The sequence below is a fragment of the Paenibacillus lacisediminis genome, assembly GCF_046567315.2.
Map to the genome: position 1 here is coordinate 134,279 of NZ_JBKIAX020000007.1, position 26,489 is coordinate 160,767.

The 26,489-nt window shown below is 45.6% G+C and carries 24 protein-coding genes and 1 pseudogene; 22 read left to right on the forward strand and 3 right to left on the reverse strand.

What is annotated here, in order from left to right; genetic code table 11:
- Window positions 1-286 precede the first annotated feature (286 nt).
- The gene (locus tag ACLD72_RS15505) at window positions 287-1,600 is read right to left on the reverse strand and encodes a transcriptional regulator (protein ID WP_410996642.1); all 1,314 of its coding nucleotides are present in this window, start codon (window positions 1,598-1,600) and stop codon (window positions 287-289) included.
- 316 nt (window positions 1,601-1,916) lie between these two features.
- On the opposite strand from ACLD72_RS15505, the gene ACLD72_RS15510 reads away from it, so the two are divergent.
- The 12 genes and pseudogenes from ACLD72_RS15510 to ACLD72_RS15565 all read left to right on the forward strand — a co-directional run.
- The gene (locus tag ACLD72_RS15510; RefSeq protein ID WP_458475895.1) at window positions 1,917-3,164 is read left to right on the forward strand and encodes a M20 metallopeptidase family protein; all 1,248 of its coding nucleotides are present in this window, start codon (window positions 1,917-1,919) and stop codon (window positions 3,162-3,164) included.
- Between the two features lie 28 nt (window positions 3,165-3,192).
- Window positions 3,193-4,029: an enoyl-CoA hydratase/isomerase family protein gene (locus ACLD72_RS15515; protein ID WP_410996646.1), complete on the forward strand. Its 837-nt coding sequence runs from the start codon at window positions 3,193-3,195 to the stop codon at window positions 4,027-4,029.
- Between the two features lie 142 nt (window positions 4,030-4,171).
- Window positions 4,172-5,008 carry an enoyl-CoA hydratase/isomerase family protein gene (locus tag ACLD72_RS15520; RefSeq protein WP_410996648.1) on the forward strand — a complete coding sequence of 279 codons (837 nt, stop codon included), beginning with the start codon at window positions 4,172-4,174 and terminating at the stop codon, window positions 5,006-5,008.
- Window positions 5,009-5,072: 64 nt separating this feature from the next.
- A complete protein-coding gene (locus tag ACLD72_RS15525) occupies window positions 5,073-6,281 on the forward strand; it encodes an L-serine ammonia-lyase, iron-sulfur-dependent, subunit alpha (RefSeq protein ID WP_410996650.1) in 1,209 nt (402 codons plus the stop codon).
- 295 nt (window positions 6,282-6,576) lie between these two features.
- Window positions 6,577-7,338, forward strand: a complete 762-nt coding sequence (locus ACLD72_RS15530) for a DeoR/GlpR family DNA-binding transcription regulator (RefSeq protein ID WP_410996651.1) — start codon at window positions 6,577-6,579, stop codon at window positions 7,336-7,338.
- Between the two features lie 212 nt (window positions 7,339-7,550).
- Window positions 7,551-8,243, forward strand: coding sequence for a ribulose-phosphate 3-epimerase (gene rpe / locus ACLD72_RS15535; RefSeq protein ID WP_458475899.1), 693 nt, complete (start codon window positions 7,551-7,553; stop codon window positions 8,241-8,243).
- Window positions 8,244-8,259: 16 nt separating this feature from the next.
- On the forward strand, window positions 8,260-9,213 hold the full coding sequence (rbsK, locus tag ACLD72_RS15540; RefSeq protein WP_410996655.1) for a ribokinase: 954 nt from the start codon (window positions 8,260-8,262) through the stop codon (window positions 9,211-9,213).
- Window positions 9,214-10,734, forward strand: a complete 1,521-nt coding sequence (locus tag ACLD72_RS15545; protein ID WP_410996657.1) for a sugar ABC transporter ATP-binding protein — start codon at window positions 9,214-9,216, stop codon at window positions 10,732-10,734.
- A 30-nt stretch (window positions 10,735-10,764) separates the two neighbouring features.
- A complete protein-coding gene (locus ACLD72_RS15550; RefSeq protein WP_410996659.1) occupies window positions 10,765-11,748 on the forward strand; it encodes an ABC transporter permease in 984 nt (327 codons plus the stop codon).
- Window positions 11,749-11,761: 13 nt separating this feature from the next.
- Window positions 11,762-12,736, forward strand: a complete 975-nt coding sequence (locus ACLD72_RS15555; RefSeq protein ID WP_410996661.1) for an ABC transporter permease — start codon at window positions 11,762-11,764, stop codon at window positions 12,734-12,736.
- 74 nt (window positions 12,737-12,810) lie between these two features.
- Window positions 12,811-13,833, forward strand: coding sequence for an autoinducer 2 ABC transporter substrate-binding protein (locus ACLD72_RS15560; RefSeq protein WP_458475902.1), 1,023 nt, complete (start codon window positions 12,811-12,813; stop codon window positions 13,831-13,833).
- Window positions 13,834-14,220: 387 nt separating this feature from the next.
- Window positions 14,221-14,624 (forward strand): annotated as a pseudogene (locus ACLD72_RS15565) (PD-(D/E)XK nuclease family transposase); the annotation flags it as partial.
- 35 nt (window positions 14,625-14,659) lie between these two features.
- On the opposite strand, the gene ACLD72_RS15570 reads toward ACLD72_RS15565, so the two are convergent.
- Window positions 14,660-14,842 (reverse strand): hypothetical protein, encoded by a 183-nt coding sequence (locus ACLD72_RS15570; RefSeq protein WP_410996665.1) that lies wholly within the window; start codon window positions 14,840-14,842, stop codon window positions 14,660-14,662.
- A 140-nt stretch (window positions 14,843-14,982) separates the two neighbouring features.
- Here ACLD72_RS15570 and ACLD72_RS15575 point away from each other — a divergent pair, with 140 nt between their 5' ends.
- The 3 genes from ACLD72_RS15575 to ACLD72_RS15585 all read left to right on the forward strand — a co-directional run bounded on the left by ACLD72_RS15575 (window position 14,983) and on the right by ACLD72_RS15585 (window position 18,614).
- The gene (locus ACLD72_RS15575; RefSeq protein ID WP_410996666.1) at window positions 14,983-17,223 is read left to right on the forward strand and encodes a right-handed parallel beta-helix repeat-containing protein; all 2,241 of its coding nucleotides are present in this window, start codon (window positions 14,983-14,985) and stop codon (window positions 17,221-17,223) included.
- 53 nt (window positions 17,224-17,276) lie between these two features.
- Entirely contained in the window at window positions 17,277-17,396 is a 120-nt protein-coding gene (locus ACLD72_RS15580) for a hypothetical protein (protein WP_410996932.1), read from the forward strand.
- A 381-nt stretch (window positions 17,397-17,777) separates the two neighbouring features.
- Window positions 17,778-18,614, forward strand: a complete 837-nt coding sequence (locus tag ACLD72_RS15585; RefSeq protein WP_410996667.1) for a nucleotidyltransferase domain-containing protein — start codon at window positions 17,778-17,780, stop codon at window positions 18,612-18,614.
- Here ACLD72_RS15585 and ACLD72_RS15590 read toward each other — a convergent pair whose 3' ends face one another.
- Complete coding sequence (locus ACLD72_RS15590) at window positions 18,615-18,818, reverse strand: PH domain-containing protein (protein ID WP_410996668.1); 204 nt, start codon at window positions 18,816-18,818, stop codon at window positions 18,615-18,617.
- A 277-nt stretch (window positions 18,819-19,095) separates the two neighbouring features.
- Here ACLD72_RS15590 and ACLD72_RS15595 point away from each other — a divergent pair, with 277 nt between their 5' ends.
- From ACLD72_RS15595 to ACLD72_RS15625, 7 genes are all read left to right on the forward strand, one after another.
- Window positions 19,096-20,088, forward strand: a complete 993-nt coding sequence (locus ACLD72_RS15595) for a tRNA dihydrouridine synthase (RefSeq protein ID WP_410996669.1) — start codon at window positions 19,096-19,098, stop codon at window positions 20,086-20,088.
- Window positions 20,089-20,218: 130 nt separating this feature from the next.
- The gene (locus ACLD72_RS15600; protein WP_410996670.1) at window positions 20,219-20,788 is read left to right on the forward strand and encodes an SF0329 family protein; all 570 of its coding nucleotides are present in this window, start codon (window positions 20,219-20,221) and stop codon (window positions 20,786-20,788) included.
- A gap of 174 nt (window positions 20,789-20,962) precedes the next feature.
- Window positions 20,963-21,544 carry a DUF4256 domain-containing protein gene (locus ACLD72_RS15605; protein ID WP_410996671.1) on the forward strand — a complete coding sequence of 194 codons (582 nt, stop codon included), beginning with the start codon at window positions 20,963-20,965 and terminating at the stop codon, window positions 21,542-21,544.
- A 118-nt stretch (window positions 21,545-21,662) separates the two neighbouring features.
- On the forward strand, window positions 21,663-22,826 hold the full coding sequence (locus ACLD72_RS15610) for a DUF4317 domain-containing protein (RefSeq protein ID WP_410996672.1): 1,164 nt from the start codon (window positions 21,663-21,665) through the stop codon (window positions 22,824-22,826).
- Window positions 22,827-23,291: 465 nt separating this feature from the next.
- Window positions 23,292-24,299 (forward strand): carbohydrate-binding protein, encoded by a 1,008-nt coding sequence (locus tag ACLD72_RS15615; RefSeq protein ID WP_410996673.1) that lies wholly within the window; start codon window positions 23,292-23,294, stop codon window positions 24,297-24,299.
- Between the two features lie 264 nt (window positions 24,300-24,563).
- Window positions 24,564-25,256: a response regulator transcription factor gene (locus tag ACLD72_RS15620; protein ID WP_410996674.1), complete on the forward strand. Its 693-nt coding sequence runs from the start codon at window positions 24,564-24,566 to the stop codon at window positions 25,254-25,256.
- Window positions 25,257-25,260: 4 nt separating this feature from the next.
- Window positions 25,261-26,310 (forward strand): ATP-binding protein, encoded by a 1,050-nt coding sequence (locus ACLD72_RS15625; RefSeq protein WP_410996675.1) that lies wholly within the window; start codon window positions 25,261-25,263, stop codon window positions 26,308-26,310.
- The last annotated feature ends 179 nt before the right edge of the window (window positions 26,311-26,489 follow it).

A 26,489-nucleotide genomic window follows, 5' to 3' on the forward strand; every position in this document is an offset into this window, starting at 1 on the left:
TGGTAAAGAGAAGAAATAGATGGGTTGTACCACAATATGTAGTGGCTTTTGGGTGAAAAATGAGCAAAAAATGGGGCTGAAAAATGCGATTTTTGGCCCCGTTTTTTTGGCTCTTCCACGGATGACATTGAGTGTAATCAGAGAAATGTCTATTAAATAGGCATTTGTAAAGAAAATAAGACACAGTATAGCTCAGTTGGGAGAACGCTTGAATGGCATTCAAGAGGTCATGGGTTCGAATCCCGCTATCTCCATGTTAAAAGGGAATTTAACCGCAGTACCGTGGTTACAATCCTGAATTGCGCCCTTCCTTGTCGAGAAACAGTAGCTCATAGTACTTTTGGGGCCTTCCTTTGCCGGTCTCTCGTTTTTCAAAAACCGTTTGAGCATATTTATTTTCTTCGATTTTGTTTAGGATGCGGTTTGCGCCTCTTACGGTGATGGACAGACACCCGGCAACATCCTCAGAGGATAATTTATTTGTTCTCATAATTTCTGCATAGGACATGATTTTCTGAAGATTGATGTTGTTTATTCCAATACTTTTGGCCAATGCGATGATTTCCGGATCCCCCTGTTCGCTAAACTGTATAACATTCATGTTCTGCATTGGACCGATAACCTTCTGATCCTCGTTTATAAAAAAGCTGCAGCTGCCTGTATAGGCTTTGGCCTGTCGGTGAGCTTTGGCTGCGTTTTCGTTGGCCTGATAATATTCATACCCCGTGCCCCACCCGATTTTTACCTTGTCGCTCACACACTCTTCCAGATATTTCAGTAGAGTGCAGTTTTGTGCGTTAGAGGTGATTTTCTTAAAACTTCCGTAGGTGGTGTAAAGTCTGACAGAGCCTTCCGAAATTTGGGCTGTGTCGGCAAGATTTAGGTTTCGCAGAAACCTGCTGGCCAGGACTTTCAACTCATAAAGTTGCTCTTCGGATGGCGAGTGCTCTGTTTCAATCGACAAACATGCTACAACTGCCCTCCGGTTCTTAAGCTTGAGGATGGTAATTTCGTTGATAATCCCGCTTATGGCCTCCTTAACGTTTTCCAAAGTGGACCGTATTAAGATATATCTTACCCCATGCTTTCTGAGTTCCGGAACAAAATGGCCAAACGCCGTGATGGACAGGTCTATTTTCTTCTCTTCCCACAGTGTTATATGGTTTTCGAGCATTGTCTCCACTCTTACGAACAGATCGTCGCTGTCAATAGGCTTTCCCTGATCAGTCAGGTACTTTTGGAATTCACTGAAAGAATCGATAATATATGCAAAGTCTACATAGACCCTGGATATGTCAAGCCCCGGTTCCGTAATCAGCAGTCGGAAAAGTTCTCTATAAAGAAGGGTTTCATTATCTTGTAAAATGTGCGTAGGTATTTTCGCATCCAAACATTCCTTATCTATTGACTCGTAAAGAAGCCTGCCGCTGATAACAAATCCGTCCACCGAACCTAAGTTTTCCAGATATACGTCTTTAGTTTCCCGGAAGTTACTAATCGTAAGAATCCGAAACTGACATACCGACCGAAATTCTTCTTCAATGTCGCGGAAATAGTCTATATAAGATTCCGTCGTGATTATACCCAACCTGATTTTCATGGCAAATTCCTTTCATAAACCATTCAATGACAAAAATTATATCATAGAGAATGTGAAGTTCAATCTCCTCAACAGCTAGTAAATATTATTCCTAAAATGTCTTAAAATATTGTTGACACCATTTTCTTTTTTAAAGTATAGTAAGTATGTTCTTAAAATGTCCTGAAATAAAAAAGGGCAAGTTTCTTTCTGTTGTTCCGCTAATTCAATTCATGTTTAGGGAGGTGTAGTACAGAGATAGCCGGCAGGGACTGATTGCCCAGCTATAAACGAGTTCGAGGCGACACGGCTGACGGATTTCATCCCGTTTTGTGCCTTGAACGAAGCGAAAGGAATGGGAATAATTATGGCTGAATTGACCGGAGACATTTTGAGTATGGCTAATCAGCTACAGGAAAAATTGGTCGTGTACAGGCATCATCTTCATGCGATTCCGGAACTTGATTTAAGTTTACCCAGGACTACTGCTTATGTAAAAGAGGTGTTGGAGTCGATTGGTCTTGAGCCCACTCCCGTAGGAGAATCAGGCTTAATGGTTACCATCGGCGGACAACGTCCCGGGAAGGTAATCCTTATCCGCGCGGATATGGATGGGCTGCCAATGAAAGAAGAAACAGATCTTCCTTTTGCGTCATCCAACGGAAATATGCATGCATGCGGTCACGACCTGCATACTTCAATGCTGCTGGGCGCTGCAGAGATCCTAAAGGCAATCGAAGAGCAGCTTCGCGGGACGGTCAAGCTTATGTTTCAGCCGGGCGAAGAAACTTTACACGGGGCCAAGATGATGATTGAAAATGGGATCCTGGAAAATCCTAAAGTGGATGCGGCAATGATGCTTCATGTGTTGACTGGAATGCCAATTCCTGCCGGGCAATTTGTAGTGCCTGAGGCCGGAGAAGCAATTTCAGCCTCTTCAGATTGGTTTGAACTAATCATCCGCGGAAGGGGCGCACATGGAGCGATGCCGAGTGCCGCGGTGGATCCATTAAATGTAGCTGCTCATCTTCATCTGGCGCTGCAGGGGATTATAAGCCGTGAAATTTCGCCAATGGAGAGTGCAGTCCTTACAATTGGAGTGATGGAAGGTGGAAGTACAAACAATGTGATTCCCGATACTGCCAGAATGAAAGGCAGCGTACGCACATTTAACGCCGTATTGCGTGATACAATCGAAACCCGCATCCACGAAATTTCTGCAGGTATTGGAGAAATATTTCATGCAAAGGTGGATGTGACGTATACCAGGGGCTGTCCTGAGGTGAAAAGTGACAGTGAGCTTAACCATCAAATGAGAATTACTATTGCAAATACCTTTGGCGCCAGTTCCTTTATCGATCTAACACAATTGATACCCGGTGGTAAATTAATGGGATCGGAAGACTTCGCATTTGTATCACAAGCGGTGCCAAGTACCTCAGTGTTTCTTAACGCAGGCAATGCCGAAGAAGGTTATGGTTACCCTGTGCACCATCCAAAGACAATGTTCTCGGATGAGGTGCTCTATAGAGGGGCTGCGGCTTACGCTGCTTTCGCCAGAGATTGGCTTGAAAGTAATAGATAATAACTAAACAAAACTAGGAGGAATTGAAATGACAGAGAGACGTATGATTGGACCAACAAAATTTGAAGAGTACTCGGAGAAATACAAGGAATTTCTATTAATGACCCGTCGTGACGGAATCATCGAAGTACGGCTGCACACCGACGGAGGACCGTACAAGCATTCTTGGGAAGCCCATACGGCATGGTCCCATGCATGGTCAGATATTGGCCGCGACCCTGAGAACGAAGTAATGATTATTTCTGGAACGGGGGATAAATGGGTAGTAGGGGACCCGGAGGTCTGGAATACAAAATTTATGGATTGGCCGAAGCAAAAGAAGCTGGAACAGTATCATGAATCGCTGAGACTGCTTGAAAATTTGATATTCTGCATTGACATCCCCACAATCGGGGCGATCAATGGGCCGGGAACGCATTGTGAACTCGCAACTCTCTGTGATATTACCATTTGTACAGAAGACGCAGACTTTTTTGATCCGCATTTTCTGGGAGGCACACCTCCTGGAGATGGAATGTTACTTACGCTGCAGAACATGATAGGTTTTAAGAAAGCAGCATACTACGCATACACTGGCAAGAATATCAATGGTCAAACCGCATTGGATCTAGGCATCGTTAGTGAAGTCCTCCCCCGCGAACAGCTTCTTCCTCGCGCATGGGAACTTGCGGAGATGATCATGCAGGCACCGCGTTCAACGAGACATCTTTCACATTCAATTATATCCCGTCCATGGAAACAAGCCCTGGTCAGTGATCAAGGGTTCCAGCTTGCTCACCAAATGTTCGACATGGCTATTGATGAAGAAGGTGCTCTTGAGAGACTGATGAAGATGCAAGGACGTTTAATGGGCAAAGAAGTGTAATAGCAGTCCATTGGCGTTGAAAGTGAAGGAATATTGGCAGAGGGGCTGTACTTGTCTTTAACTATAATGCTAAAGGCCAAACAGCCTCTTTGCTATATTCCCTTTAAGAAAAAATGACATTTTATGCTAAAGAGGGATCGGAATGTCTGAGAGATGTATAGTGGGACCTACAAGATTCGAAGAATACTCGGAGAAGTACAAGGACTTGTTCTTAATGACCCGCAGCAGCGGCATACTCGAAGTGCGTATGCACACTCGCGGGGGACCGTTACAATTTGACTGGGCCGCCCAAACTGCATATGGTAATATATGGTCAGATGTTGGCCGTGACCCTGAGAATGAGGTCATGATCCTTACAGGGACAGGAGATTTGTGGCAAATAGGCAATCCTGAAGTCTGGACAACAAAATTCATGGATTGGCCGAATAGCCGGAAACTGGAATTGTATCATGAATCGTTGAGAATGATTGAAAATATGATCCATTGCATCGACATTCCCACCATTGGGGTGATCAATGGGACAGGATCACACTGGCAAATGGGAACGCTTTGTGATATTACCATTTGTGCTGAAGGCACAGAGTTTTTCGATGCTCACTACCTGGGCGGTGTACCTCCTGGAGATGGAATCGTCTTAGCGCTTCAAAAAATAGTAGGAATCAAGAAAGCGGCATTTTACGCATACACGGGTATGAACATGAATGCTCAAGCGGCATTAGAGCTCGGTATGGTTAGCGAGGTACTGCCTCATGAAAAGCTTCTTCCACGTGCGTGGGAACTGGCAGAGATGATCATGCAGGCACCCCGCTCTTCAAGACATCTTACTCATTCAATTCTGTCGCACCCATGGAAAAAAGCCCTTGCCAATGATCAAGGGTTCCAGCTTACTCACCAATTGTATGACATGGCCATTGATGAAGAAGGTGCTTTTGAGCGACTGCTTAGAATTAGGGAACGTTTTCAGAGGAATGAGCGATAGTATATTTTGGTCAAGCAATAGGAAGATCTTATGCCAAGGACAACTGAGAAGGGATAAGGGTGCTATGAAATCGTTGACAGAATTATATAAGGTTGGCAGTGGACCGTCCAGTTCCCATACCATGGGGCCGGAAAAAGCTGCCAGAATCTTCAAATCAGAAAATGAAGGCGCAGAACAATTCAAGGCGTTGATATATGGTTCCCTTGCCAAAACAGGCAAAGGCCATATGACGGACAAGGCCATTATTAAAGCACTGTCACCCGTTCCAACGGAGATTGAATTTGTTCCACACGCAGATTTTATTCTGCCCCATCCCAATACCATTGATTTTATTGCTTACAAAGACGGGCGGCAAACCACATCCATGCGTGCTGTAAGTATCGGCGGCGGGGACATCGTTATTGAGGGACGGGAGGAGATGCTGGCGCCCGATGTCTATCGGGAGAACAGCTTTGCAGAAATCAGTAAAATTTGTAAAGCGAATAATATCCGCCTAAGCGATTACGTCGAGCAGTGTGAAGGCAAACAGATCTGGGATTTCCTCCAAGGAATTTGGGAAGCGATGAAGCGTTCGGTCAACGAAGGGCTTTCAGTCACAGGTATTCTGGAAGGCGGTCTCCATGTCGAACGCAAGGCGAAATATCTGTATCATCAGCGGCATATGGATGAGAGCCCGGAGACGCGGGAGAACAGGATCGTCAGCGCGTACGCTTTCGCCGTCAACGAACAGAATGCCGCCGCCGGCACAGTCGTAACGGCCCCGACCTGCGGGGCCAGCGGTGTCGTGCCCGCCGCGCTTCGTTATATGCAGGAAAAGATGCAGGTCCCGGACGAACAGATCCTCCGGGCTCTGGCTGTAGGCGGGCTCATTGGCAACCTGGTCAAGCAGAACGCCTCCATCAGCGGCGCTCAGTGCGGCTGCCAGGGGGAGGTTGGCACGGCTTGCTCTATGGCAGCGGCTGCACTGGCTGAACTGTCTGGTATGGAGATCGACCAGATTGAGTATGCGGCGGAGGTTGCTATGGAGCACCACTTGGGGTTAACCTGTGATCCGATTAACGGATTGGTTCAAATCCCTTGCATTGAGCGGAACGCTGTGGGTGCGATGCGAGCTATCAATGCGCTTAGCCTGGCAAAATTCTTATCTAAAACCCGTAAAATATCTTTTGATCTGGTTGTACAGACCATGTATGAAACAGGCCTGGATATGAGCAGTGGTTACCGCGAAACTGCAGAAGGCGGGCTCGCCAAGCTCTATAAAATAAAGGTTTAAGCCAGTTCTAGTTCTAAAAGAAAATATTTCTAAGTTGTGAATTATGGATGAATCAAACATACGGAATGCTTTTTTTGTTGGAAAGGACGCCTTGTTGTTACGCGCACACATATCTTTGGTATAATGAAAGAGAAATTCGGAAAAGAAGATAAAATTGAACAAATGGAACAATTTTGGTATATTGAGGTAGAGTCATTTTATTTTTAAACACAGTTTTTTCTGTGAAACGAAGATTTTATGTTTGTGCCGGTGACGCCGGGATCGGGACGTTTCGGGCGGAAAGGCAGGTTCATCCTTGGCTACAAATCGTAAAGAAGAGATTGTAAAATTGCTCAGACAAAACGGGAATGCGAAAGTGGCGGATTTGAGCAAGCTATTTGGCGTTACGGAAGAAACGATCCGGCGGGATTTGGACCGGCTGGAGGCGGATGGCGTCATTTTGCGGACGCACGGCGGTGCAGTGCTCGTGCCGAAAGAGAAAGGGTTCGAACCGCCGGTATTGCAGAGGGAATCGATTCATTTGGAACAAAAAGAAGCGATCGGCAAATACGCCGCGTCCCTTGTCGAAGAAGGAGAAATCATCGCCCTGGACGCCAGCACGACTTGTCTACAGCTCGTTAAGCATTTGCCGAACAGGCCGCTGACGGTGTTGACCTATTCGCTGGCCGTTGTCAACGAGCTGATCAAGAAAAAAGAGATTTCCGTCATTTTGATCGGAGGCAACTTCGACAGCGATTCGATGGCGATCACCGGCATGTCGGCGGAAAATATGGTAGAAGCGTATCACGTGGACAAATTTTTCTTCTCCTGCCAAGGGTTCGACGACCAGCGCGGCGTGAGCGAACCCTACGAGTCGCACGCCAGGTTGAAAGAGAAAATATTGAACATCTCGGACCAACATATTTTGGTCGCGGACAGCAGCAAGTTTGGCAAAAAATCGTTGATTCGCCTGCTTGGCCTCGAAGATGTGGAACTGTTGATTACGGACACGAAGATGGCGAACTCCGATGTTCAATCGCTGAAAAACAAAGGAATAAAAATCGTAACAACCTCTTAAACACTCCTTGGAATTGCTGAAAATAAGCGCAAGTGACCGGGTGCTAACATGGCATCCGGTCTTTTTTTTGTCTGATTCAAAAAAAATATGTTGAAAACAAAGATTATTATAGTGTAAAATGCAGATATGAACGCGTTTTCAATGTGGTTCAAATAAAAAAACAGAGAGAACCTCTTTTGGATCAAGAAGAGGTCAGTAAGGGAGTGGGAGAAATGGCTTTCATCGGGCCGTCCCTCATGTGCGCCAACTTCGGCAAACTGCAAGAAAATATCGAGCAGTTGGAACTTGGGGGAGTGGATTATTATCATTTCGACATCATGGACGGGAATTTCGTTCCGAACTTTACGATGGGGCCGGACATGGTGAAATCGTTGCGCGGACTCACGAAGAAACCGTTCGACGTTCACATGATGGTGGAAGCACCGGAGAGATACATCGAATTGTTTGCGAGTGCGGGTGCCGACATGATCTCGATTCACGCAGAGACGAAGATTCATCTCCAACGGGGTCTGCAGCAAATTCGCAATCTCGGGCTCAAGGCTGGCGTGGCGCTCAATCCAGCGACGCCGCTCGCGGTGTTGGAATACGTTCTGGACGTGACGGACTATGTCTGTCTCATGACGGTAAATCCGGGGTTCGCCGGCCAAAAGTTTATTCCGAGCATGTACGAAAAAATATCCGACCTTAAAACGTTGATCGACCGCCGGAAAGTCGACGTAAAAATTCAAGTCGATGGAAATATTAGTTACGATACCATTCCGAAAGTGTTAGAGCGCGGGGCGGATATGCTCGTGTGCGGCACATCCAGTTTGTTCTGCGGCAACGATTTAGAGAAAAACACGATTACGTTGAAACAATTTATTGCGGGAGAACAAAAACGGCTCAATATGAAGCTACCCGGATAAAAAAGGGGATAATTCGATGATTACAGTGGTCGGCAGCATCAATATGGATGTCGTTACGGTAGTTGATAAATACCCACTCTACGGCGAAACGAAAATCGGTAAATCGGTCGAGATGTTGCCGGGCGGCAAAGGCGCGAACCAAGCCGCCACGTGCGGCAAGCTGGGAGCGAGTGTAGCGCTGATCGGCTGTGTCGGAAACGATCAGGCCGGCGACCTGCTCGTACAGTCGTTAAAGGAAAACAACGTCAGCGACGCCCTGCTCGCCAGGACGGACGAAGCTTCGACGGGCACTGTTATCGTGACGATCGACGAGACAGCGGAAAACACGATGATCGTCATCAAAGGCGCGAACGAGCGGCTGACGAAGGCTCACATCGACGCATGCGAAGAACGGATTAAAGAGAGCAGCGTACTGCTCGTGCAAATGGAGGTGCCGCACGACGTCGTCCTGTACGCGATGGAGACCGCGAAAAAGCATGGCGTTTACATCATCTTGGATCCCGCGCCAGCGGAGGGTTTAACGCTCGATATGGTGAAACATGCGGATCTTATAACGCCGAACAGGCAAGAGACGAGACATTTGACCGGCATCGACGTCACCGACGAGGCGTCGGCGAACGAAGCGGCGAAAAGGTTCGAACAAGCAGGCGTCAAGAGCAGCATCATTAAAATGGCGGAACAAGGTTCCGTACTATACACGGAAGGGAAAGCCTTCAGGATCGAAGGTATTCCGGTCGATGCAGTCAGCACGGTGGGAGCGGGCGATTCATTTGCAGGGGCTTTGGCCGCTGCATTGGACGACGGCGCGACGCTTCCGGAAGCGGCACGGTTCGCGACCGCGGTGAGCGCGTTGAAAGTGACGCGGCTCGGGGCGCAAAAAGGCCTGCCGACGCGGACCGAATTGGAAGCGTTTTGCCGAGAACGCGGGATTTCCGTAGACGTGCGGAAAAACGAGGGAGGTGTATCGTAAATGGAATATTTGCTGCAAATGCGCGGCGTAAGCAAGACGTATCCCGGGGTCAAAGCGCTGGACAACGTACAGCTCGCCATTAAGCCCGGCGAAGTGCACGCCTTGATCGGCGAAAACGGAGCGGGCAAGTCGACGCTAATGAAAATATTGGTTGGAGCCGAGCGGCCGGACGACGGAGCGGACATCGTGTTCGAGGGGGAAAAGGTGCAATTCCAAAAGCCGATCGACGCGACGCTTCGCGGTATAGCAATGATTTATCAGGATTTGAGTTTATTTCCGAACCTTTCAATCGCCGAAAACATCTGTATCGGTCGTGAAAACGCCAACAAAGCATTGTCACGGGTGCCTTGGAGCCGCATGAAAATACTTGCGGAGCAGGCGCTCGCTGAGCTCGGACTTGAGGTTGATGTGTCCATGCCGCTGGAAAAACTGAGCATTGCGAAACAGCAATTGGTGGCGATCGCAAGATCCCTCATCTTCGACTCGAAGCTGATCATTATGGACGAGCCGACTTCATCGCTCTCTTCGGGCGAGGTGGAACAATTATACAAAATCATCGAAAATTTACGCGCGAAAGGCATCGCCATCATTTATATCAGTCACAAATTGAAAGAGTTGTTCAGGGTTGCACATCGGTTCACTGTCCTGCGCGACGGCAAATTCGTTGGCAGTTACGACAAAGAAGAGCTGGATGAGGACAAATTGATCGGATTGATGGTCGGCCGGAAAATCGAGATGGTAGAACGGCTGGACGTGTCACAAGCGGGCGCGGAAGTGCTTCGCGTCGAAGGGCTGTCGAAACGCGGCAACTTCAAAGACATTTCGTTTACGCTGCGCGAAGGTGAAATCGTCGGCATCACGGGTCTCGTCGGTTCGGGGCGGACGGAGCTCGCTCAGGCGTTATTCGGGCTGAACAAGCCGGACTCCGGCGTCGTTTACATCTCGGGCAAGAAAGTCGACATTAAATCGTCGGGCGACGCGGTGAAGCACAAGATGGCTTATATCCCCGAAAGCCGGCAAACGCAAGGGCTGTTTTTGCGCCAATCGATGATCGACAATATTTCGGTGACGGTGTTGGGCCAGATGAAAAATAAGCTCGGCCTCCTCGATCGGGCGAAAGAAGAGCGGCTTGCGAACAATTTCGTTAAAATTCTCGACATTCGTCCGCCGTTGCCGGAGATGAACGCCGGGCAATTGTCGGGGGGCAACCAGCAGAAGATCGTCATCGCCAAATGGTTGACAACCGAACCGAAAATATTGATTATCGACGAACCAACCAACGGCATCGATATCGGTGCGAAGACGGAAATTCACCGGTTGCTGCGGCGGCTGCTCAACAAAGGCATGGGCATCATCGTCATTTCCAGCGAACTGCCGGAAGTGCTCGCGGTAAGCGACCGCATCCTCGTCATGCGGCAAGGACGCCTATCCGGTGAGCTCGACATCAAAGAAGCGACGCAAGAGAAAATTATGAATCTGGCGGTCCTGGGCTCGCATCACCAACAAACCCAAAACGCTTAGGATTGTGAGAATAAGGGGCAGGTGGAAGAAGTGAAAGCGTTATTTCGTTCCAAAGAGACGGGGATTCTCGCGGTTCTGCTGTTTTTATGCGTCGTGCTTAGCGTCATTAATCCCGTCTTTTTAACGGGTGGCAATCTTCATGATATTTTAAAAGCAAACGTCGTACTTGCCATTTTGGCAATGGGAATGACGCTGGTAATTATTACGGGCGGGATCGACGTGTCGGTGGCTGCCGTCACGAGTGCATCCATCGTCATTACGGGGCATTTGATGGCCAAGCTGCCGGACTCGCCGTTGTCCGTAATCATCGCGTTTGCGGTTTCAATTTTGTGCGGAATCGTGTTTGGACTCATCAATGGCTTACTCATTTCGAGGGTGAAAATTCCGCCGATCGTTGCCACGCTCGGCATGATGAGCATTATCAATGGCAGTATTTTGTATTTCACCAACGGCATGTACATGAACAGCAGCAACTTCCCGGCAGTTTTCATCCGGTTCGCTGATCTAAAAATCGCCGGCATTTCGATATTGGTTTATTTGATGCTGATCATCACTGTTTTGACCTGGTATGTCATGAAGCATACCAAAATCGGCCGTTCCGTATTCGCGATTGGGGGCAACCCGGTGTCCGCAGTGCGCGCCGGCATAAGCTTGGAGCGGACGCAGATGTTCGTATATGGCTACGTAGGTTTTATGGCGGGCGTCGCGGCGATGGCGCAGACGATGTATACGAAGTCGGTCGACCCCAACGGTATGCTTGGGTTTGAAATGACCGTTATTTCCGCAGTCGTCATCGGCGGTGCGAACATTCTCGGCGGCAGCGGCTCCGCGTGGGGGACGTTTCTCGGCGTGTTGCTGCTTGGCGTCATGCAGAACGGTCTCATTCTAACGCACATCGATACGTACTGGCAAAAAATCGTCGTCGGTATCGTCATCTTGACGGCTGTCAGCTACGATGTCATTCAGCGCAAGCGCGCCGAGTCGAAACTGATGAAAGTCGAAGTACAGGAGTAGGGAGGGGTGGCGAATGAAATTCAAATTTTCCAAAGAATCGATACTCGGTGTCATTTTACTCGGCATGTTCATTCTTATGGCGGTTGTTGCACCGGGATTTTTGGACCCGTACAACTTGAGCAACATGATGTTCCAATTGCCTGAGCTCGGCATATTGGCGCTCGGCATGATGGTTGTCATTGTGACTTCCGGCATCGACTTATCGATCACGTACACCGCCGCCTTCGCCGGCGTTATGACCGCACTTTGCTTGGCTTCCGGCATGCCAACGGCGCTGGCGGTCGCCGCCGGCGTCGCGAGCGCGCTATTGTGCGGGTTGCTTAATGGATTTTTCGTCTCGGTCATCGGCATCTCGCCGATTTTGGTCACGCTCGGAAGCATGGTACTGTTCGAAGGCGTTATTTTGACGATTACGAAGGGCAACGCCATCTCCGGTTTTCCGGAATCTTTCAGCTTGCTCGGCAACGTGTCGGTTGGCCCGATTCCGCTGCCAGTCATCATTTTCGCAGTGATTGCGGTAATCACGTCGGTGATGCTCAACCGGACACCGTGGGGGCGCAGCGTATATAAAGTCGGCATCAATCCGATCGCTGTCCAATTTTCCGGCATTAATGTCAAGAAAGTGTTAATGGGCGTCTATTTGTTCTCGGCATTAATGGCGGCGATCGCCGGACTCATTATGATCTCGCGCTACAATTCGGCGAAGGTCGACCTAGGTTCCTCGTATTTGCTGCTCACCATCTCTGCATCGGTACTCGGCGGAACGGAAATTTCGGGCGGTTACGGGAAAGTGGTCGGCACGGTGTTCGCGGTTGCTATTTTCCAGGTGATGTCCAACGGGCTAAACTTGCTTGGAGTGCCGCGGACGATCGTCGACATCCTGATGGGCATCATTTTGATAGCCGTGCTGACGCTGAATTATTTCTCGGCCAAACAGGAAAGCAAAAAAGCTTTGAAGCAAGCGATAAGCTCGAAAGCGTCGGTTTAAATTGATCCTGTCCATCTCTCGAAGGGCATGAATCATAAATCCATTCTTATAAGAAAAGGAAGGGGCAATTAGAGATGAAGAAGTTTTCCAGAGTTATTACGACAGTATTGGCAAGCATGCTTGTACTGTCGGCCTGCAGCACGAATTCGGCGACGTCTGGCGGCGGACAAGATGAGAAGGGCGGGGAGATCAAAATCGCGGTCGTGCCGAAAGTGATTGGCATCCCGTACTTTAACGCATCGGAGACCGGCGCGAAAAAAGCGGGTGAAGATCTCGGGGTCAAAGTGATATACACTGGCCCGACCCAAGCGGACGCGGCACAGCAAGTCAAAATCATTGAAGACTTGATCTCGCAAAAAGTCGACGTCATCGCGGTGGCGCCGAACGACCCGGCATCGCTCACGCCGGTGCTCAAGCGCGCAAAAGAACAAGGCATCAAAGTGATGGACTGGGATACGCCTGCGGATCAATCGGTGGTCGATTTGTCCGTTCATCAAATTGACGACGAAATCTTCGGACGTACGGTAACGGATAAATTGGTCGAAAAAATGGGCACCGATTCCGGCGAAATCGCAATCCTGACCGGCGGCATGTCGGCGGCGAACCTCAATACGTGGATCGACTGGGCGAAAAAGCAAGCGGAAGAAAAATACCCGAATTTGAAGCTCGTCAATGATAAAATCGCGACCGACGAGAAGCAGCAAGTCGCTTACCAAAAAACGCTCGACCTGTTAAAAGCATATCCGAATTTGAAGGGAATTATGGCGTTCTCGACGGTCGCTCCGCTCGGCGCGGCGCAAGCAATTCAAGAGAAAGGCTTGCAGGGCCAAGTGGCGCTCGTCGGCGCGTCTCTGCCGACCGACTCGAAGCCGTACATCTTGGACGGTTCGATGTCTTCCGCGCTGCTCTGGAACCCGGAAAGCCTCGGCTATTTGACGGTCTCCTTAGCGAAAGACTTGGTTAGCGGCAAGCTTCCGACCGACGGGCAAGAGGTGCCGGGCGTAAGCAAAATTCAAGTGAAATCGGACAACAAAACGGTCATCATGGGACCGCCGACCGAATTTACGAAGGAAAACGTCGAACAATTTAATTTCTAATGAAGCAAGCAGAAGCGGATCGCCTTACATTTGGCGGTCCGCTTTTTATCGTTAACGTTGTATTCCCTGCTATAAAGGGTTAAACCTAATTATCAGTGCTTGACAGTCAAGCCGGCAACAGACCGTGGCCTGAAGCGAGACTCGTGATCCGGGGGCTTTCACGATTATCCCGTTTGATCGGGTGACTTGGCTTCCTGAACCAGAGGGATAATCGTGCAAAGTGATTTGGAGAGACAACACCCCCTATCTCCGTCATCTTTTATTTTGTCAAGCACTGATTTTGGTCTTGAGCCCTAACTCGTTAGCTCCCGAACGACAGATGGGAACCAACTAGCCTATATTCCCGCATATGGTGCACGTGGAGTGATGTTCACTGTTGGTGCGGAGGGGCAATTAACTCAGAAGGGCGGCAATTACAATAATTTAAAGAAATGCGTGACTATCAATATACTGAATTATTCATCTCTGCCCAACGACCGCTACCATAGCGTGTTTCATCTACGTGAGGATCGCACAGGGATTCCGCTCCTGAATGATATTGAGATACATACCATCGAGCTGACCAAGCTGAATGAGCATGAGCAGAGCTTAAAGAAGGCGGTCTGGTGAACTGGCTGCTATTTTTAAAGGGTGTAGATAAATCAAATTGGGAGGTGCTGAGCGATGAGAAATCCCGAATTGAGGGAGCCAAGACTGAAACAAGCAAAGAAATTGCCATCAGACTTCTGAACAAAGGGGTAGATCTGCAAACTGTTTCGGAAGCAACGGGGTTGTCTATGGAAGAAGTATAAGTGCTGAGACAGTAAGCAAAAATGTACTCCCTACATCACCATCCAAAGCTTAAACTCGACGACAGCCGCAGGGCTGTCTTTTCTTTTGCCAAATATAATTTATCCGGGTACTTGTTGGCCAGTTTATGCACAAGGTTGAATTCGGCATGCCCGAATAATCCCGGCTCATAGTCTGAGGTGTTTTCCGCTTCCACGATGATCGCATTTTCACGAATCATAAACTTTAGGTCGGTATAAGTCGATTAAATAATTAGGGCTTATATACATAAATTTCTATATTAGAACATACCTAGCAGTTAATTTAAGCTCAGGCGTAGAAGCCGTATCTAAAAATAGAATTCATTACAGGAGGCAAGCTATGAATAAGAGAACAGGCATTAGATTTTTAGTTGTAATTATGTTGATTTATGTATTTACTTTTAATCTGGGTGTGGAAATTGTAAAGGCAAATTCCGTATATTATGTTTCTACAACGGGGAATGACATCACTGGAACCGGTACACTATCAAATCCATGGAAAACCATACAAAAGGCAGCAGATACCATGAAAGCCGGAGATACCTGCATCATACGAGGTGGTACATACCGGGAAACAGTAACACTTCATACTTCCGGAACTTCTGCAAATCCCATAAACTTTAAGGCTTATACAGGAGAGAACGTAACGGTATCCGGTGCCGATCCGGTTACTGGCTGGAAAAATTACTCCGGATCCATCTATTATGCGGAAATGACGGGTTCCCTTGGAACAAAAGATCAGATATTTGTTAATAAGCAAATGCAATTTGAAGCCAGATGGCCCAATTCACCAACACTTGATCCCTTAAATTCAACATATGCAACAGTTGATTCCGGTTCCACTACAACCATCAAGGATAGGGACTTAACTCAGGCACCTGGATACTGGGTTGGCAAAACGGTTTGGAGTGTTCCGGGAACAGGCTATAAATCTTATAAAAGTACCATTACCGGCTCAAGTGACGGCTCCATTACCTTTGATCAAATGGCTACTGCAGCGACAGGCGGTAACAGCTATTATATTACTGGTAATCTTGAAGATCTTGACAGTGCGGGAGAATGGTATTATGACAGCATTACTGGCAGACTTTATTTATGGGCGTCTGGTGGAGTTGATCCGAATACTTTGACAGTAGAAGCAAAGAAGCGGACTTATGCATTTGATTTAAGTTCCCGCTCTTACATAAATATTACCGGAATTAATATCTTTGCCTCCAGCATTAAAATGTCTAATTCTAATTACTGTAAAGTTTCTAATATGATTGCGAAATATGTCAGTCATGATTCGGATGTTACCAGACAATACAGTACAGGGATATTTATGTCCGGTACCAATAATGAGCTTAGAGACAGTACTTTGACCTACAGTTCCGGTAATCTGGTGAGTATAGAGGGAACAGGAAATAAAATAATTAATAATCTTATTCATGAAGCCAATTATTCGGCAGCGGATATTCCGGCAATCTATCTATTGGGGGCAAACCATCTAATCAGTCATAATACGGTATATAACGCTGGGCGTCACCTGATATTTATGCCTACCCAAAACAGCCAGATACAATATAATAATCTGTACAATGCAGGAAAGCTGACAAAAGACTGCGGAATACTCTATGAATTTGCCTGGGATGGGCAAGGGACGGTAATTCATCATAATTACATTCATGATAATCTGGCAAAGAATTATTCCGGCACGGGTATCTATCTGGATAACGGGAGCAAGGGCTATATTGTGCATCATAATGTTGTATGGGGAAACTATACAGGGATAAGATTGAATACACCCAGTAATTTTAACCTGATTTATAACAATACCACCTACAGTAACGGAAATGTAGGATATTGGGGAAGTAATTTTCAGTCAGATATGTACGGCGATAGAATTTTCAACAATATCTTTACTACAGCCTTTACACTGCCTGGTACTCATATAGAGGGAAATAACATTACCTCAGAAACCAATCCGTTATTTGTGAATCCTACAGCATATGATTTCAGGCTGCAGTCTAATTCTCCAGCTATTAATGCAGGGGTTGTAATATCCGGAATCACGAATGATTATGTTGGTGCGGCACCGGATATTGGAGCATATGAGTTCGGTGGAACTGACTGGACTGCCGGGCATGATTTTTCTTCACCTCCGGACCCGGTTTTTGAGAGTGTCAGCTTACTTTATGTTAATAACGTAAGGCAATCTGATTTCGAGAAAGGGATAATCTCACCATGGGCAGCAACATATTCAGATACTGCTGCAAGTGTATCGGTACCAAGAAGCGGCTCTAAGAGCGTTAGATTGGGACCCGGAAAAGATGGTATCAAGCAGGAACTTACGGGGCTAAGACCTAATACCAGCTATGTGTGTACCGCCTGGGTTAAGGCAGACAAAGGAGAGCAGATTCAGATTGGCGTTAATGGCTTTGAAGGAACGGATGCATCTGCAACATCTGACAGTACGTCCTGGACAATGGTAAACATTCCTTTTACAACCGGAGCAGGCGCTACCAGGGCAACAGTGTATGCTTACAAGAATCCTGGTACAGCATATGTTTATGTGGATGATTTTGGGGTAGTTGAGCAATAAATTATTCTAAAAACGATAGATTTTCCGCCAAGGGGCGACCAGGCCTTAGGGCCATCCTTTGTGGTCGTTGCTACGACATTGTCGTTGTGTACCATAATGGAGCAGAATCCAACTATGCTGCAAGGCGGTTTATTACGATGGATGGCGAGTGTGCAAATATGCCGAATCCTTGAGGAGATTAGCGTGGGGTGATTGGATTAGTAAAGGGGGGGCGTGGTTAATTCTACGTCCCCCTAAACCTTGGTGTAGAATGATTATAGATAAAGTCGGAATACTTTTGTACGGATTTAGCATATACAATACTCCTTAAAGGGAGGATAAAATTATGTCTATAAAATTTAGAAATTATACAAAACAAGCAGGTATTAGTCATAAAGGACACAGATATTGAATTACAAGATATCGCTGCCCGGCTGGGATTTGTAGCCACGGAAGAAAAGGAATGCGGTGCAATATGAACTGCAAACCTATGACCTATATTAATATAAACGAGTATTATGGAAGGGTTTTAATGAATAAAATGCTGATTTTTTTGAATTGGAGATGAAGAATGTATGACTGTACAACAGGTTATTGATCAAATAAATAAAGAACTTAGTGGAGTTAAGGGCATTGTGGGCGTAGTTCTAGGAGGTTCACGAGCAAGAGAAACTAATCATGCTACTTCGGACATTGATATTGGGATTTATTATGATGAAGCGGCAGGCTTTGATGTCAGTGAAGTTAGTAAGATCGCTACAAAGTTAGATGATGAACATCGGGAAAATATCATTACATCTTTAGGAGAATGGGGTCCATGGGTAAATGGTGGGGGATGGCTCATTGTTCAAGGATATCATGTGGATTTCTTATTCCGTGATGTAAAACGTGTATCACAGGTTATGGATGACTGTTTGATGGGAAAGGTTTCTCCCAATTATCAGACAGGACACCCCCATGCTTATATTAACGTTATGTATATGGGTGAAATCTCAATTTGTAAAGTATTATCTGACCCCGCCAATCAAATAGCCGAACTAAAAGCTAAAGCCATGCCGTATCCACAACCATTAAAAGATGCAATGATTGGATATTTTATGTTTGAATCATCCTTCTCCCTCATGTTTGCTGAGAAAAATTTAGATAAGGATGACATTTCGTACGTTGCAGGCCATGCTTTCCGCTCTATTTCATGTCTAAATCAAGTGATATTTGCATTAAATGGGGAATACTGCATCAATGAGAAAAAGGCAGTGCGGATGATTGAAGGTTTTAATACAAAACCCAATGATTATAAGAAAAAGATAGACCAAATTATTACTTTGATTTCCTCAAATCAAGACAGTACAAAGGAAGGTATTGGAATACTTCAAGAGCTCATTTCAGAAACAGAAAGATTATTAAATAAATAGTTATTCATAAGTGATAATTCGACATATAAGAAGACGCCCGGATTCGTTCAGCCGAGCGTCTACATAAATCAAACGTTTATTGGTTAGTGCGACGAAGTCAGAGGAAAGGCCATAAGTGCGTTCAATCTGCTCACCTTCGAATAAAAACTCTTGAAGCTGCTGTATGTGTTTCTCGCGGTTTTCACCGCTTTTAAAAAGCGCCATATTCTAAACCTCCGTTTTACCCATGAACAGGGGAATTCTCACTCGCCAATTTTGGAGAGTCTATTTCAATATATATTTCGATAAATTCCTGTGATATCCTTCATAAAAGTGCGATTCAAGAAATCAACAGAAAATGTATCCGGGCCAATGATCGAGGAGGCTTCCCCCTCATCTTGAAGCTGTTGGGTAAGTATGCTTCACTCCAGGGTTTATGATATACTCGTTTAAATGTAGACCATTAACACTTACAGACGTTTGATATAGAGAGGTTTTTGAAATGATTGAAAATTTTTGGCGTGATTTGCCACGGCCTTTTTTTATACTGGCGCCCATGGAAGATGTGACGGATGTTGTTTTTCGCCATGTCGTCAGTGCAGCGGCCAGACCGGATGTGTTTTTTACGGAGTTTGCGAATACAGAAAGCTATTGTCACCCGGAGGGGAACCAGAGTGTGCGCGGGCGTTTGACGTTTACAGAGGATGAGCAGCCCATGGTAGCGCATATTTGGGGAGATAAGCCGGAATACTTTCGTCAAATGAGCATCGGTATGGCGAAGGAAGGCTTTAAAGGCATCGATATTAACATGGGGTGTCCTGTAGCGAATGTAGCGGAGAACGGGAAGGGCAGCGGCCTGATCTGCCGTCCGGAAGCCGCAGCGGATATTATCCAGGCCGCCAAAGCCGGAGGACTGCCCGTCAGCGTAAAAACAAGACTTGGTTTCAGCGAGATTGACGAATGGCGTGACTGGCTAACCCATGTTTTGAAACAAGACATTGTGAATCTGTCCATTCATCTGCGCACGAGAGAAGAAATGAGCAAAGTGGCTGCGCATTGGGAGCTCATCCCGGAGATTAAGAAGCTTCGTGATGAGGTGGCGCCGGATACCCTTCTGACCATTAACGGGGATATCCCTGACCGCCAGACCGGCCTCAAGCTCGCAGAGCAATACGGTGTGGATGGGATTATGATCGGGCGCGGTATTTTCCATAATCCGTTTGCCTTTGAGAAGGAGCCGAGGGAACACAGCAGCGAAGAATTGCTTGATTTGCTGCGGTTGCATCTGGATCTCCATGATCACTATTCAGCACTGGGGCCGCCGCGTTCGTTCAGCCCTCTACCCAGATTTTTTAAAATATATGTCCGCGGATTTCGAGGGGCGAGCGAATTAAGAAACAGCTTAATGAACGCAAGGTCCACAAGTGAAGTACGCGCGCTGCTCGATGAGTTTAGAAACAAGGAGCATGCCGGGGCGGAGGAACGTGGGGATTAAGTAATTCCAAATGAATCCGTGTGGGAAATAAAAAAAGACATCAAGAGCATGAGGATCGGATGAATGGAGAGGGGACAAACCCAGAACCAACAAGCCTTTCCTCTGTTTTTTATATGAAGGGGGACTTTACTTGTCCTGGAGCAAATTGAAGCAACAACTGGAGAGCTTTCTCAGTCCTGCGTTACATGGAAGGGTAGAATACCGCGCACCGGGTTACCGTTATTTACCTGATAAATCAGGGATTTGTTATATTTCAGTTGATAAAAAGAACGTACTCAATATGAGTGATAAAACGAACTCCATCAGATGGTATCAAACGGAGCTGGAAATTAAGAATGATCCCGATATTCAAATTCCTATCACCAGTGACGAAATTGAAGCGGTCAGAAAAGATACCAAGGGGCCCGTGCCGGAGGATCGCTTAATAGTCATTGCCCGAAGCAGAAAAAGCTCTGAGCATGCAAAAGAGCTTTTGTCCGCACAGGCTTCATTAAGTAAATCCAATTTTATCGCTGTGGCTAATAAGTTCTTATCTACGTCTGTAGAGGATAGCATGGAGAGCCATGATATTCTATTGAATATTCTAGCTTTGGTGGACAGAAGAGTTGGGAAAAAGCGGATTTTAAACATGTCCGATCAGATGAAGTTAAAGCATCCCATTGTGCAGTATTTTTATGAACTACGGCGTAAAACATTATGAGTATATGAAAAGCTTGTTAAGTTTTCGAAAGAAAGCATCGGCCTATTCTGGAACGAATCCTATGGACATATTCACAAGAGCATTAAACAACTATAATAAAGTTGTGGTATAAAGAGCTGAGGTAGAATGGAGCAAATGCGTAATTTTTGAAATACGTATGAGGGAGGATCGACCATGACCAAGAGTAATGAAACCAACAACAAAAAGGAATTGTCACCAGAACAGCGTGAAGAGCTGCTCGGAACATTGAAATCCCGATTTGAGAAAAACATGAGCCGCCATAATGGTCTTGAATGGGCTAATGTTCAAGCAAAACTCGAAGCTAATGTTGAAAAACTGTGGTCGCTCCATGAAATGGAGAGGACTGGCGGCGAACCGGATGTTGTTGGTCATGATAAAGAGACGGACGAATACATTTTTTATGATTGTTCAGCGGAAAGTCCTAAAGGTCGCAGGAGTGTTTGTTACGACCGTGAAGCGCTGGAGTCAAGGAAAGAACATAAACCGGAAAATAACGCCATTGATATGGCTGCTGCCATGGGCATTGAGCTTTTAACGGAAGAACAATACCGGGAGATGCAGAAACTTGGAAAGTTTGATACGAAAACATCGAGCTGGGTGAAAACACCCGCTAATATTAGAAAACTCGGCGGGGCCATCTTTTGTGATCGTCGCTACGAGACTGTCTTTGTGTACCACAATGGAGCAGAATCCTACTATGCTGCCAGGGGGTTCCGCGGCTTGCTAAGGGTCTGAATTTTGGAGGGAAGCCGGCTTCAGGTGGGATCAAGAGCCAAATCATTCCGTTATAAACATCCAGTTCCATCGTTTTCTAGTAAGTCCATTTCACTTCATAGGAGATGTCTGATACATCATGTTAAAGAAAGAAGTTGCGTATATTCGCAAGCAGTTTAAGCTGGACCATGAAAAGCTTCATATTTACGATATTCTTAATGTGTATATTATGAAGGAAACCAATGAAATCTATCATTACGAGCGCCAGCCGTTCGAACTATTGGACAGGGAGAAGCAGGAGCTGCATATGGGCAATTTCAAAAAGCTGCTGGCCGGCGAATTGGATCAAAAGCTGTTCGAGTTAAAGCTTCATGAGGAGGCGGAGACGCCAACGCGGGTGCTTCTTCATCAAGGTCTGGTGACCGGCGACCCCGAAGAATGGCACGATCTGATGCTGCTGTTGGTGGAGAAAATGCTGGCGGATACCCAATATGAACGGGATACGGTGATTACTTTTGTTCGCGGGCAATATTACCAGCCGACCAAGGCCAGGAACGAAGATGCCGAGGAGAGCGAAAACGACGAAATGTTCGCGAATCCTTTCATTCTGTGCAGCATAAATTCTACGGAACAACAGAAGAAAACGCTCATGTTCGATTATGTCGAGCGGGAATTCAAGTATAACGTCATCGTAGATCCGATCATAAAGTTAAGTTCGCCGGAGCAAGGTTTTTTCTACCCCAGCGTGACGGATGGTTATTCCGATGTGAATCGTATTCTATATTCCTCGGGGAGAGCGCATGAACCGAATCAGCATTTCGTTGAGGAAGTCTTGAATGCTGAGAAGAGCGTGACTGCGTTAGAAGAGAGAGCCATTTTTGAGGAGATCGTGAAAGAAGTGACGGGAGATCAGCTCGATGCCTCGACGATCGCTAGCGTATACGAGGAAATTCATCAGGTCATCGAGACCCACGAAGAGGAAGAACCGCCGAAGCTGGATTATAAAGATGTGGAACGCATGCTGACGGTGAGCGGCGTGGAGAACGTGACGACGGAAAAGGTGGAACGGGCGTTCCAAACGATCGTTGACGATAAAAACTATGAAATCAAAGCGAGCAGCGTTATTCCGAAGTTCACTTCGAAATCGATTAAGATCGATACGAAGATTGCCACGATATCGATCAGTCCTCAAGATTTGAAGTACGTGAGACAGGTGAATTATCAAGGGAAACGCTGCATCTTGATCGAAGTTGACGAAGACGCCGTGATTGAAGGATTTACGCTCAGTACGGAGACGTTGTAGATTGGGAGCGTCCCCGGTTCGAGTGGCCAGCCGGGAAAAGCTGAAATGTTATTTCATGAGCCAGCTTGGATTTGCGGTATTAAATAAGAAAAAGTTTATTTAAAATTTTATGCGAAATCAAGAGGCTGAGTATTTAGGTTAACTTTAATGACCTGGAGGCTTAGCCTCTTTATTTTTACGATTGCAGAACCTCTTGTATTATTGGTACCTGTTGTGCTTCCTTGCCATAATACGTTGCTCTCATTTTAAGATTTCCAGCCCAATAAAAATTTCAAGTAAAGTAGAACTTATGTCCTATTGGAATTATTTTCATGTTACTGTATTATCTGCATTGTAATAATTTGTCTAAGCGCGTATTAATATGAAACAAATTTGAAGTATTTGTAAAAGCATAGGGGGGGAGTAATTTTTAAAAATGAGCAGGACGAAAAAGTTGGCTAAATAAAGTACAAAGGAGATCTGATAATGACTAATACAAAGTTTTCTTTTAAAGCCACATCACTTTTGGTAGTTTTAGCAGTATTCATATCCACCTTTTGCGCGGTCTTGCCGGTGAGCGCAGCCGGTAGAGGAGCATGGGCTCCAAATACTGCATATGCGGTAAATGATACAGTAACATATAGCGGAAGTACTTATACCTGTCTTCAGGCACATACTTCCCTTGTAGGCTGGGAACCATCCAATGTTCCTGCTTTATGGAAGAAAGGCGGCAGCGGAACTACACCAACAACACCACCAGCAACAAACGGAGTGACATTCTATGCAGATAAAAACTATGGTGGAACAGCAAAAACACTTGGAGTAGGCAATTATACACTGTCTCAGTTGAACGCAAAAGGAATTCCGAATGACTGGATGTCCTCTCTCAAGGTTCCTAGCGGCTGGACTGTTGAAGTATATGAAAATGATAATTTTGGAGGGAAAAAATGGACCTATAAATCTAGTTCTTCCTGGGTTGGAGACGCTGCCAATGACAAAATGTCATCGGTTAAGATTTATACTGGTTCACCAAATCCTTCAGTAACAAAGCCATCCGAAGTTCCAAGCCACATATGGAAATATGCAATGAATGTAGACAAAAAATTTGGTAAAGGCGGAGACTTTGCTTTATTGCTGAGTGCTGTTATCAAAAAGGAAAGCAGCTTTGGAGCAGGCTTACCGGGTAGTCCATCAGCCGGCGACGGATTGATGCAGGTAGAACCAAACACACGTAATGCTTATTTATCTCAATTCAGCTCAAAATTTGGCCGTGCTTATAATCACGGCAGTGAACAAGATCAGGTATGCTTGGGCGGACTGATTTTAAATGAAAAGATTGCTAGATTCGGCAACATATATAATGGCTTATTGCACTATAACGGAGGAGATAACTGGTATCCGGGAGCTACAGACTCTTATGGCCGTCCTATTCTGGCTAATCAATATGCAGATGCAGTTTACGCTACTTATAAGGGCTATGGCGGTAAGAACTAAGATGTTATTTAGGCAGGTTTAAAAAAAGATAAGCAAAATCGGGCTGAAAATGCGTTTTTCAGCCCGATTTTTTTTAGTGTTTTTATAGGTGACATTCGGTATTTTCAGAATGCTAGAAATTAAAATTATAATAGAAAGTGACTATACCTTTACTAAGGGGAGAGGTAAAGTAGTTTAGAGATGTGTAACACGGACCAGCCAATTTTAGAATGATATGAAGAAAACCAATTTGCCCTGAACGAAACGGAAGGAATGGGAATAAATATGCTAAAAACGATATTAGTTGTAGACGACGATGAAGATATCGTAAAACTCATCACAAAGAGTTTAAGGTATGAGCAATTTGAAATACTTCCGGCATATTCCGGGAAAGAAGCCTTAACAGCATTGGAAGAAAATCACATTGATTTCATTGTTCTTGATATAGTGATGCCTGATATGGATGGACTTGATGTCTGCAGAAGTATCCGAGAATTTTATAATGTTCCAATTCTGTTTTTAAGCGCGCGTGATAAGGATATTGATAAAATCGTGGGGCTCGAAATAGGAGCAGACGATTACATGACCAAACCTTTCAGTATTCAGGAGCTTACCTCCAGGATAAAGGCCCACTTCAGAAAAGTTGATAGGCTGTTTAAAGAGTGGAATGAATTTAGTCCCAATAACGAAAAGGCGGATTCTCCGCTCATTTTGAACGATAAGACGTTTGAAGCATTCCTGAACAGCAAGAAGCTCGACTTATCAACGAAGGAATTTCAAATATTGTCCTTCCTCATGCATCACCCCAATAATGTATTGACTCGTGAGCAGATATATGAAAATGTCTGGGGAGACGGATACGGAGAATTAAATACCGTAACGGTTCATATAAAAAATATCCGTAAGAAACTTGGTCCTGAATATGACTTTATTAAAACAATTTGGGGCATAGGATATAAATACACGGAAAGAGAGTAAGAGTATGACACTGAAAATAAAGCTTCCCCTGCTGTTCCTGCTGATGTTTATAGTTTTTATGGTTTCAATTGGAATATATCTGAAGATTATCTTTGCAGCATATTCACCTATACGCAGTTCCTTGCTGGATCCGCGATATATAGGATTGCTTCTGCCCATATTTGCCATTGCCTGTTTCATATTTATTATTTTGATTATCTATATTCATTTTCGTATAGAACAACCAATTCAGCTTCTTAATACCAGGTTGGAGAAAGTAAATATTGTGCATCCAATGCCTCCACTTGCTCAAAGGAGTAATGATGAAATTGGAGACCTTTATAAACACTTTAATAAGATGGAAGAGAGGCTCCGACTAGCGCATAAAGAGCAAACCGATATGATTGCGGCAATCGCCCACGACTTAAAAACACCCTTAACCTCTATTAATGGTTTTGCTGAACTGCTAGCTACGCACAAGAATCTACCAGAAACTGAAAAACAGGAATATTATGAGTTGATTCAAAGGAAGTCAAAATATATGGTTGAACTCATCGATGACTTCTCCAGCTTCACCAAAGAAAAACTGGATTTAGAATCAATGATAGCCAAACCTATAGATGCATCAAAATTATTCGAAGACATTGCCCTAGAATATGAATATGAGTTGGCAGGACTTGATTGCGAGCTTACTTGCTGCCATTCATTCACGGGAAATATGTTGCTGACGGTCAATGAACCGATGATACGCCGGGTTTTCGGTAATCTCTTCAGCAATGCTGTAAGATATGGAGGAAAAAATGAGTTAAAAGTGTATATGACCGGATACCCACAAGGGCATTATGCCTATTTTCATATTGAAGATAATGGAATTGGAGTGCCAGATAAGGATATACCTTCTCTATTCCTTAAATTTTTCACTGTGGATAAATCGCGGCAAATCCAAAAGGGCGGGCTGGGGCTTGGCCTTGCAAGTTGTAAATCCATTATTGAACATCATGGGGGCAAAATTTATGCATATCCTTCCGAATACGGAGGTTTGGGGATAAAGTTCAGCCTCCCCCTTGTGGCATAACATTAATTTTATTTTTGCACATTTTCTTTATAAGTGCGTGTTCAAAAAGGTCGGTTTTCAGCACCGAGAAGGTTGGATGAAGCCGGGACCGAGGAGCGGAGCGTACGTTTTGGGTACGTGAGCACCGGAGGGCCCAGCTGAATTCAAGATTCGATGCCGATTAACTTCTTGAATTTACT

Coding starts and splice junctions, on each gene's coding strand:
- ACLD72_RS15545 (WP_410996657.1), top strand. CDS start 9,214: ATGGAATATTTGCTGCAAATGCGCGGCGTAAGCAAGACGTATCCCGGG.
- rbsK (WP_410996655.1), top strand. CDS start 8,260: ATGATTACAGTGGTCGGCAGCATCAATATGGATGTCGTTACGGTAGTT.
- ACLD72_RS15560 (WP_458475902.1), top strand. CDS start 12,811: ATGAAGAAGTTTTCCAGAGTTATTACGACAGTATTGGCAAGCATGCTT.
- ACLD72_RS15575 (WP_410996666.1), top strand. CDS start 14,983: ATGAATAAGAGAACAGGCATTAGATTTTTAGTTGTAATTATGTTGATT.
- ACLD72_RS15570 (WP_410996665.1), bottom strand. CDS start 14,842: ATGATTCGTGAAAATGCGATCATCGTGGAAGCGGAAAACACCTCAGAC.
- ACLD72_RS15555 (WP_410996661.1), top strand. CDS start 11,762: ATGAAATTCAAATTTTCCAAAGAATCGATACTCGGTGTCATTTTACTC.
- rpe (WP_458475899.1), top strand. CDS start 7,551: ATGGCTTTCATCGGGCCGTCCCTCATGTGCGCCAACTTCGGCAAACTG.
- ACLD72_RS15610 (WP_410996672.1), top strand. CDS start 21,663: ATGTTAAAGAAAGAAGTTGCGTATATTCGCAAGCAGTTTAAGCTGGAC.
- ACLD72_RS15595 (WP_410996669.1), top strand. CDS start 19,096: ATGATTGAAAATTTTTGGCGTGATTTGCCACGGCCTTTTTTTATACTG.
- ACLD72_RS15505 (WP_410996642.1), bottom strand. CDS start 1,600: ATGAAAATCAGGTTGGGTATAATCACGACGGAATCTTATATAGACTAT.
- ACLD72_RS15525 (WP_410996650.1), top strand. CDS start 5,073: ATGAAATCGTTGACAGAATTATATAAGGTTGGCAGTGGACCGTCCAGT.
- ACLD72_RS15515 (WP_410996646.1), top strand. CDS start 3,193: ATGACAGAGAGACGTATGATTGGACCAACAAAATTTGAAGAGTACTCG.
- ACLD72_RS15615 (WP_410996673.1), top strand. CDS start 23,292: ATGACTAATACAAAGTTTTCTTTTAAAGCCACATCACTTTTGGTAGTT.
- ACLD72_RS15605 (WP_410996671.1), top strand. CDS start 20,963: ATGACCAAGAGTAATGAAACCAACAACAAAAAGGAATTGTCACCAGAA.
- ACLD72_RS15520 (WP_410996648.1), top strand. CDS start 4,172: ATGTCTGAGAGATGTATAGTGGGACCTACAAGATTCGAAGAATACTCG.
- ACLD72_RS15625 (WP_410996675.1), top strand. CDS start 25,261: ATGACACTGAAAATAAAGCTTCCCCTGCTGTTCCTGCTGATGTTTATA.
- ACLD72_RS15620 (WP_410996674.1), top strand. CDS start 24,564: ATGCTAAAAACGATATTAGTTGTAGACGACGATGAAGATATCGTAAAA.
- ACLD72_RS15590 (WP_410996668.1), bottom strand. CDS start 18,818: ATGGCGCTTTTTAAAAGCGGTGAAAACCGCGAGAAACACATACAGCAG.
- ACLD72_RS15585 (WP_410996667.1), top strand. CDS start 17,778: ATGACTGTACAACAGGTTATTGATCAAATAAATAAAGAACTTAGTGGA.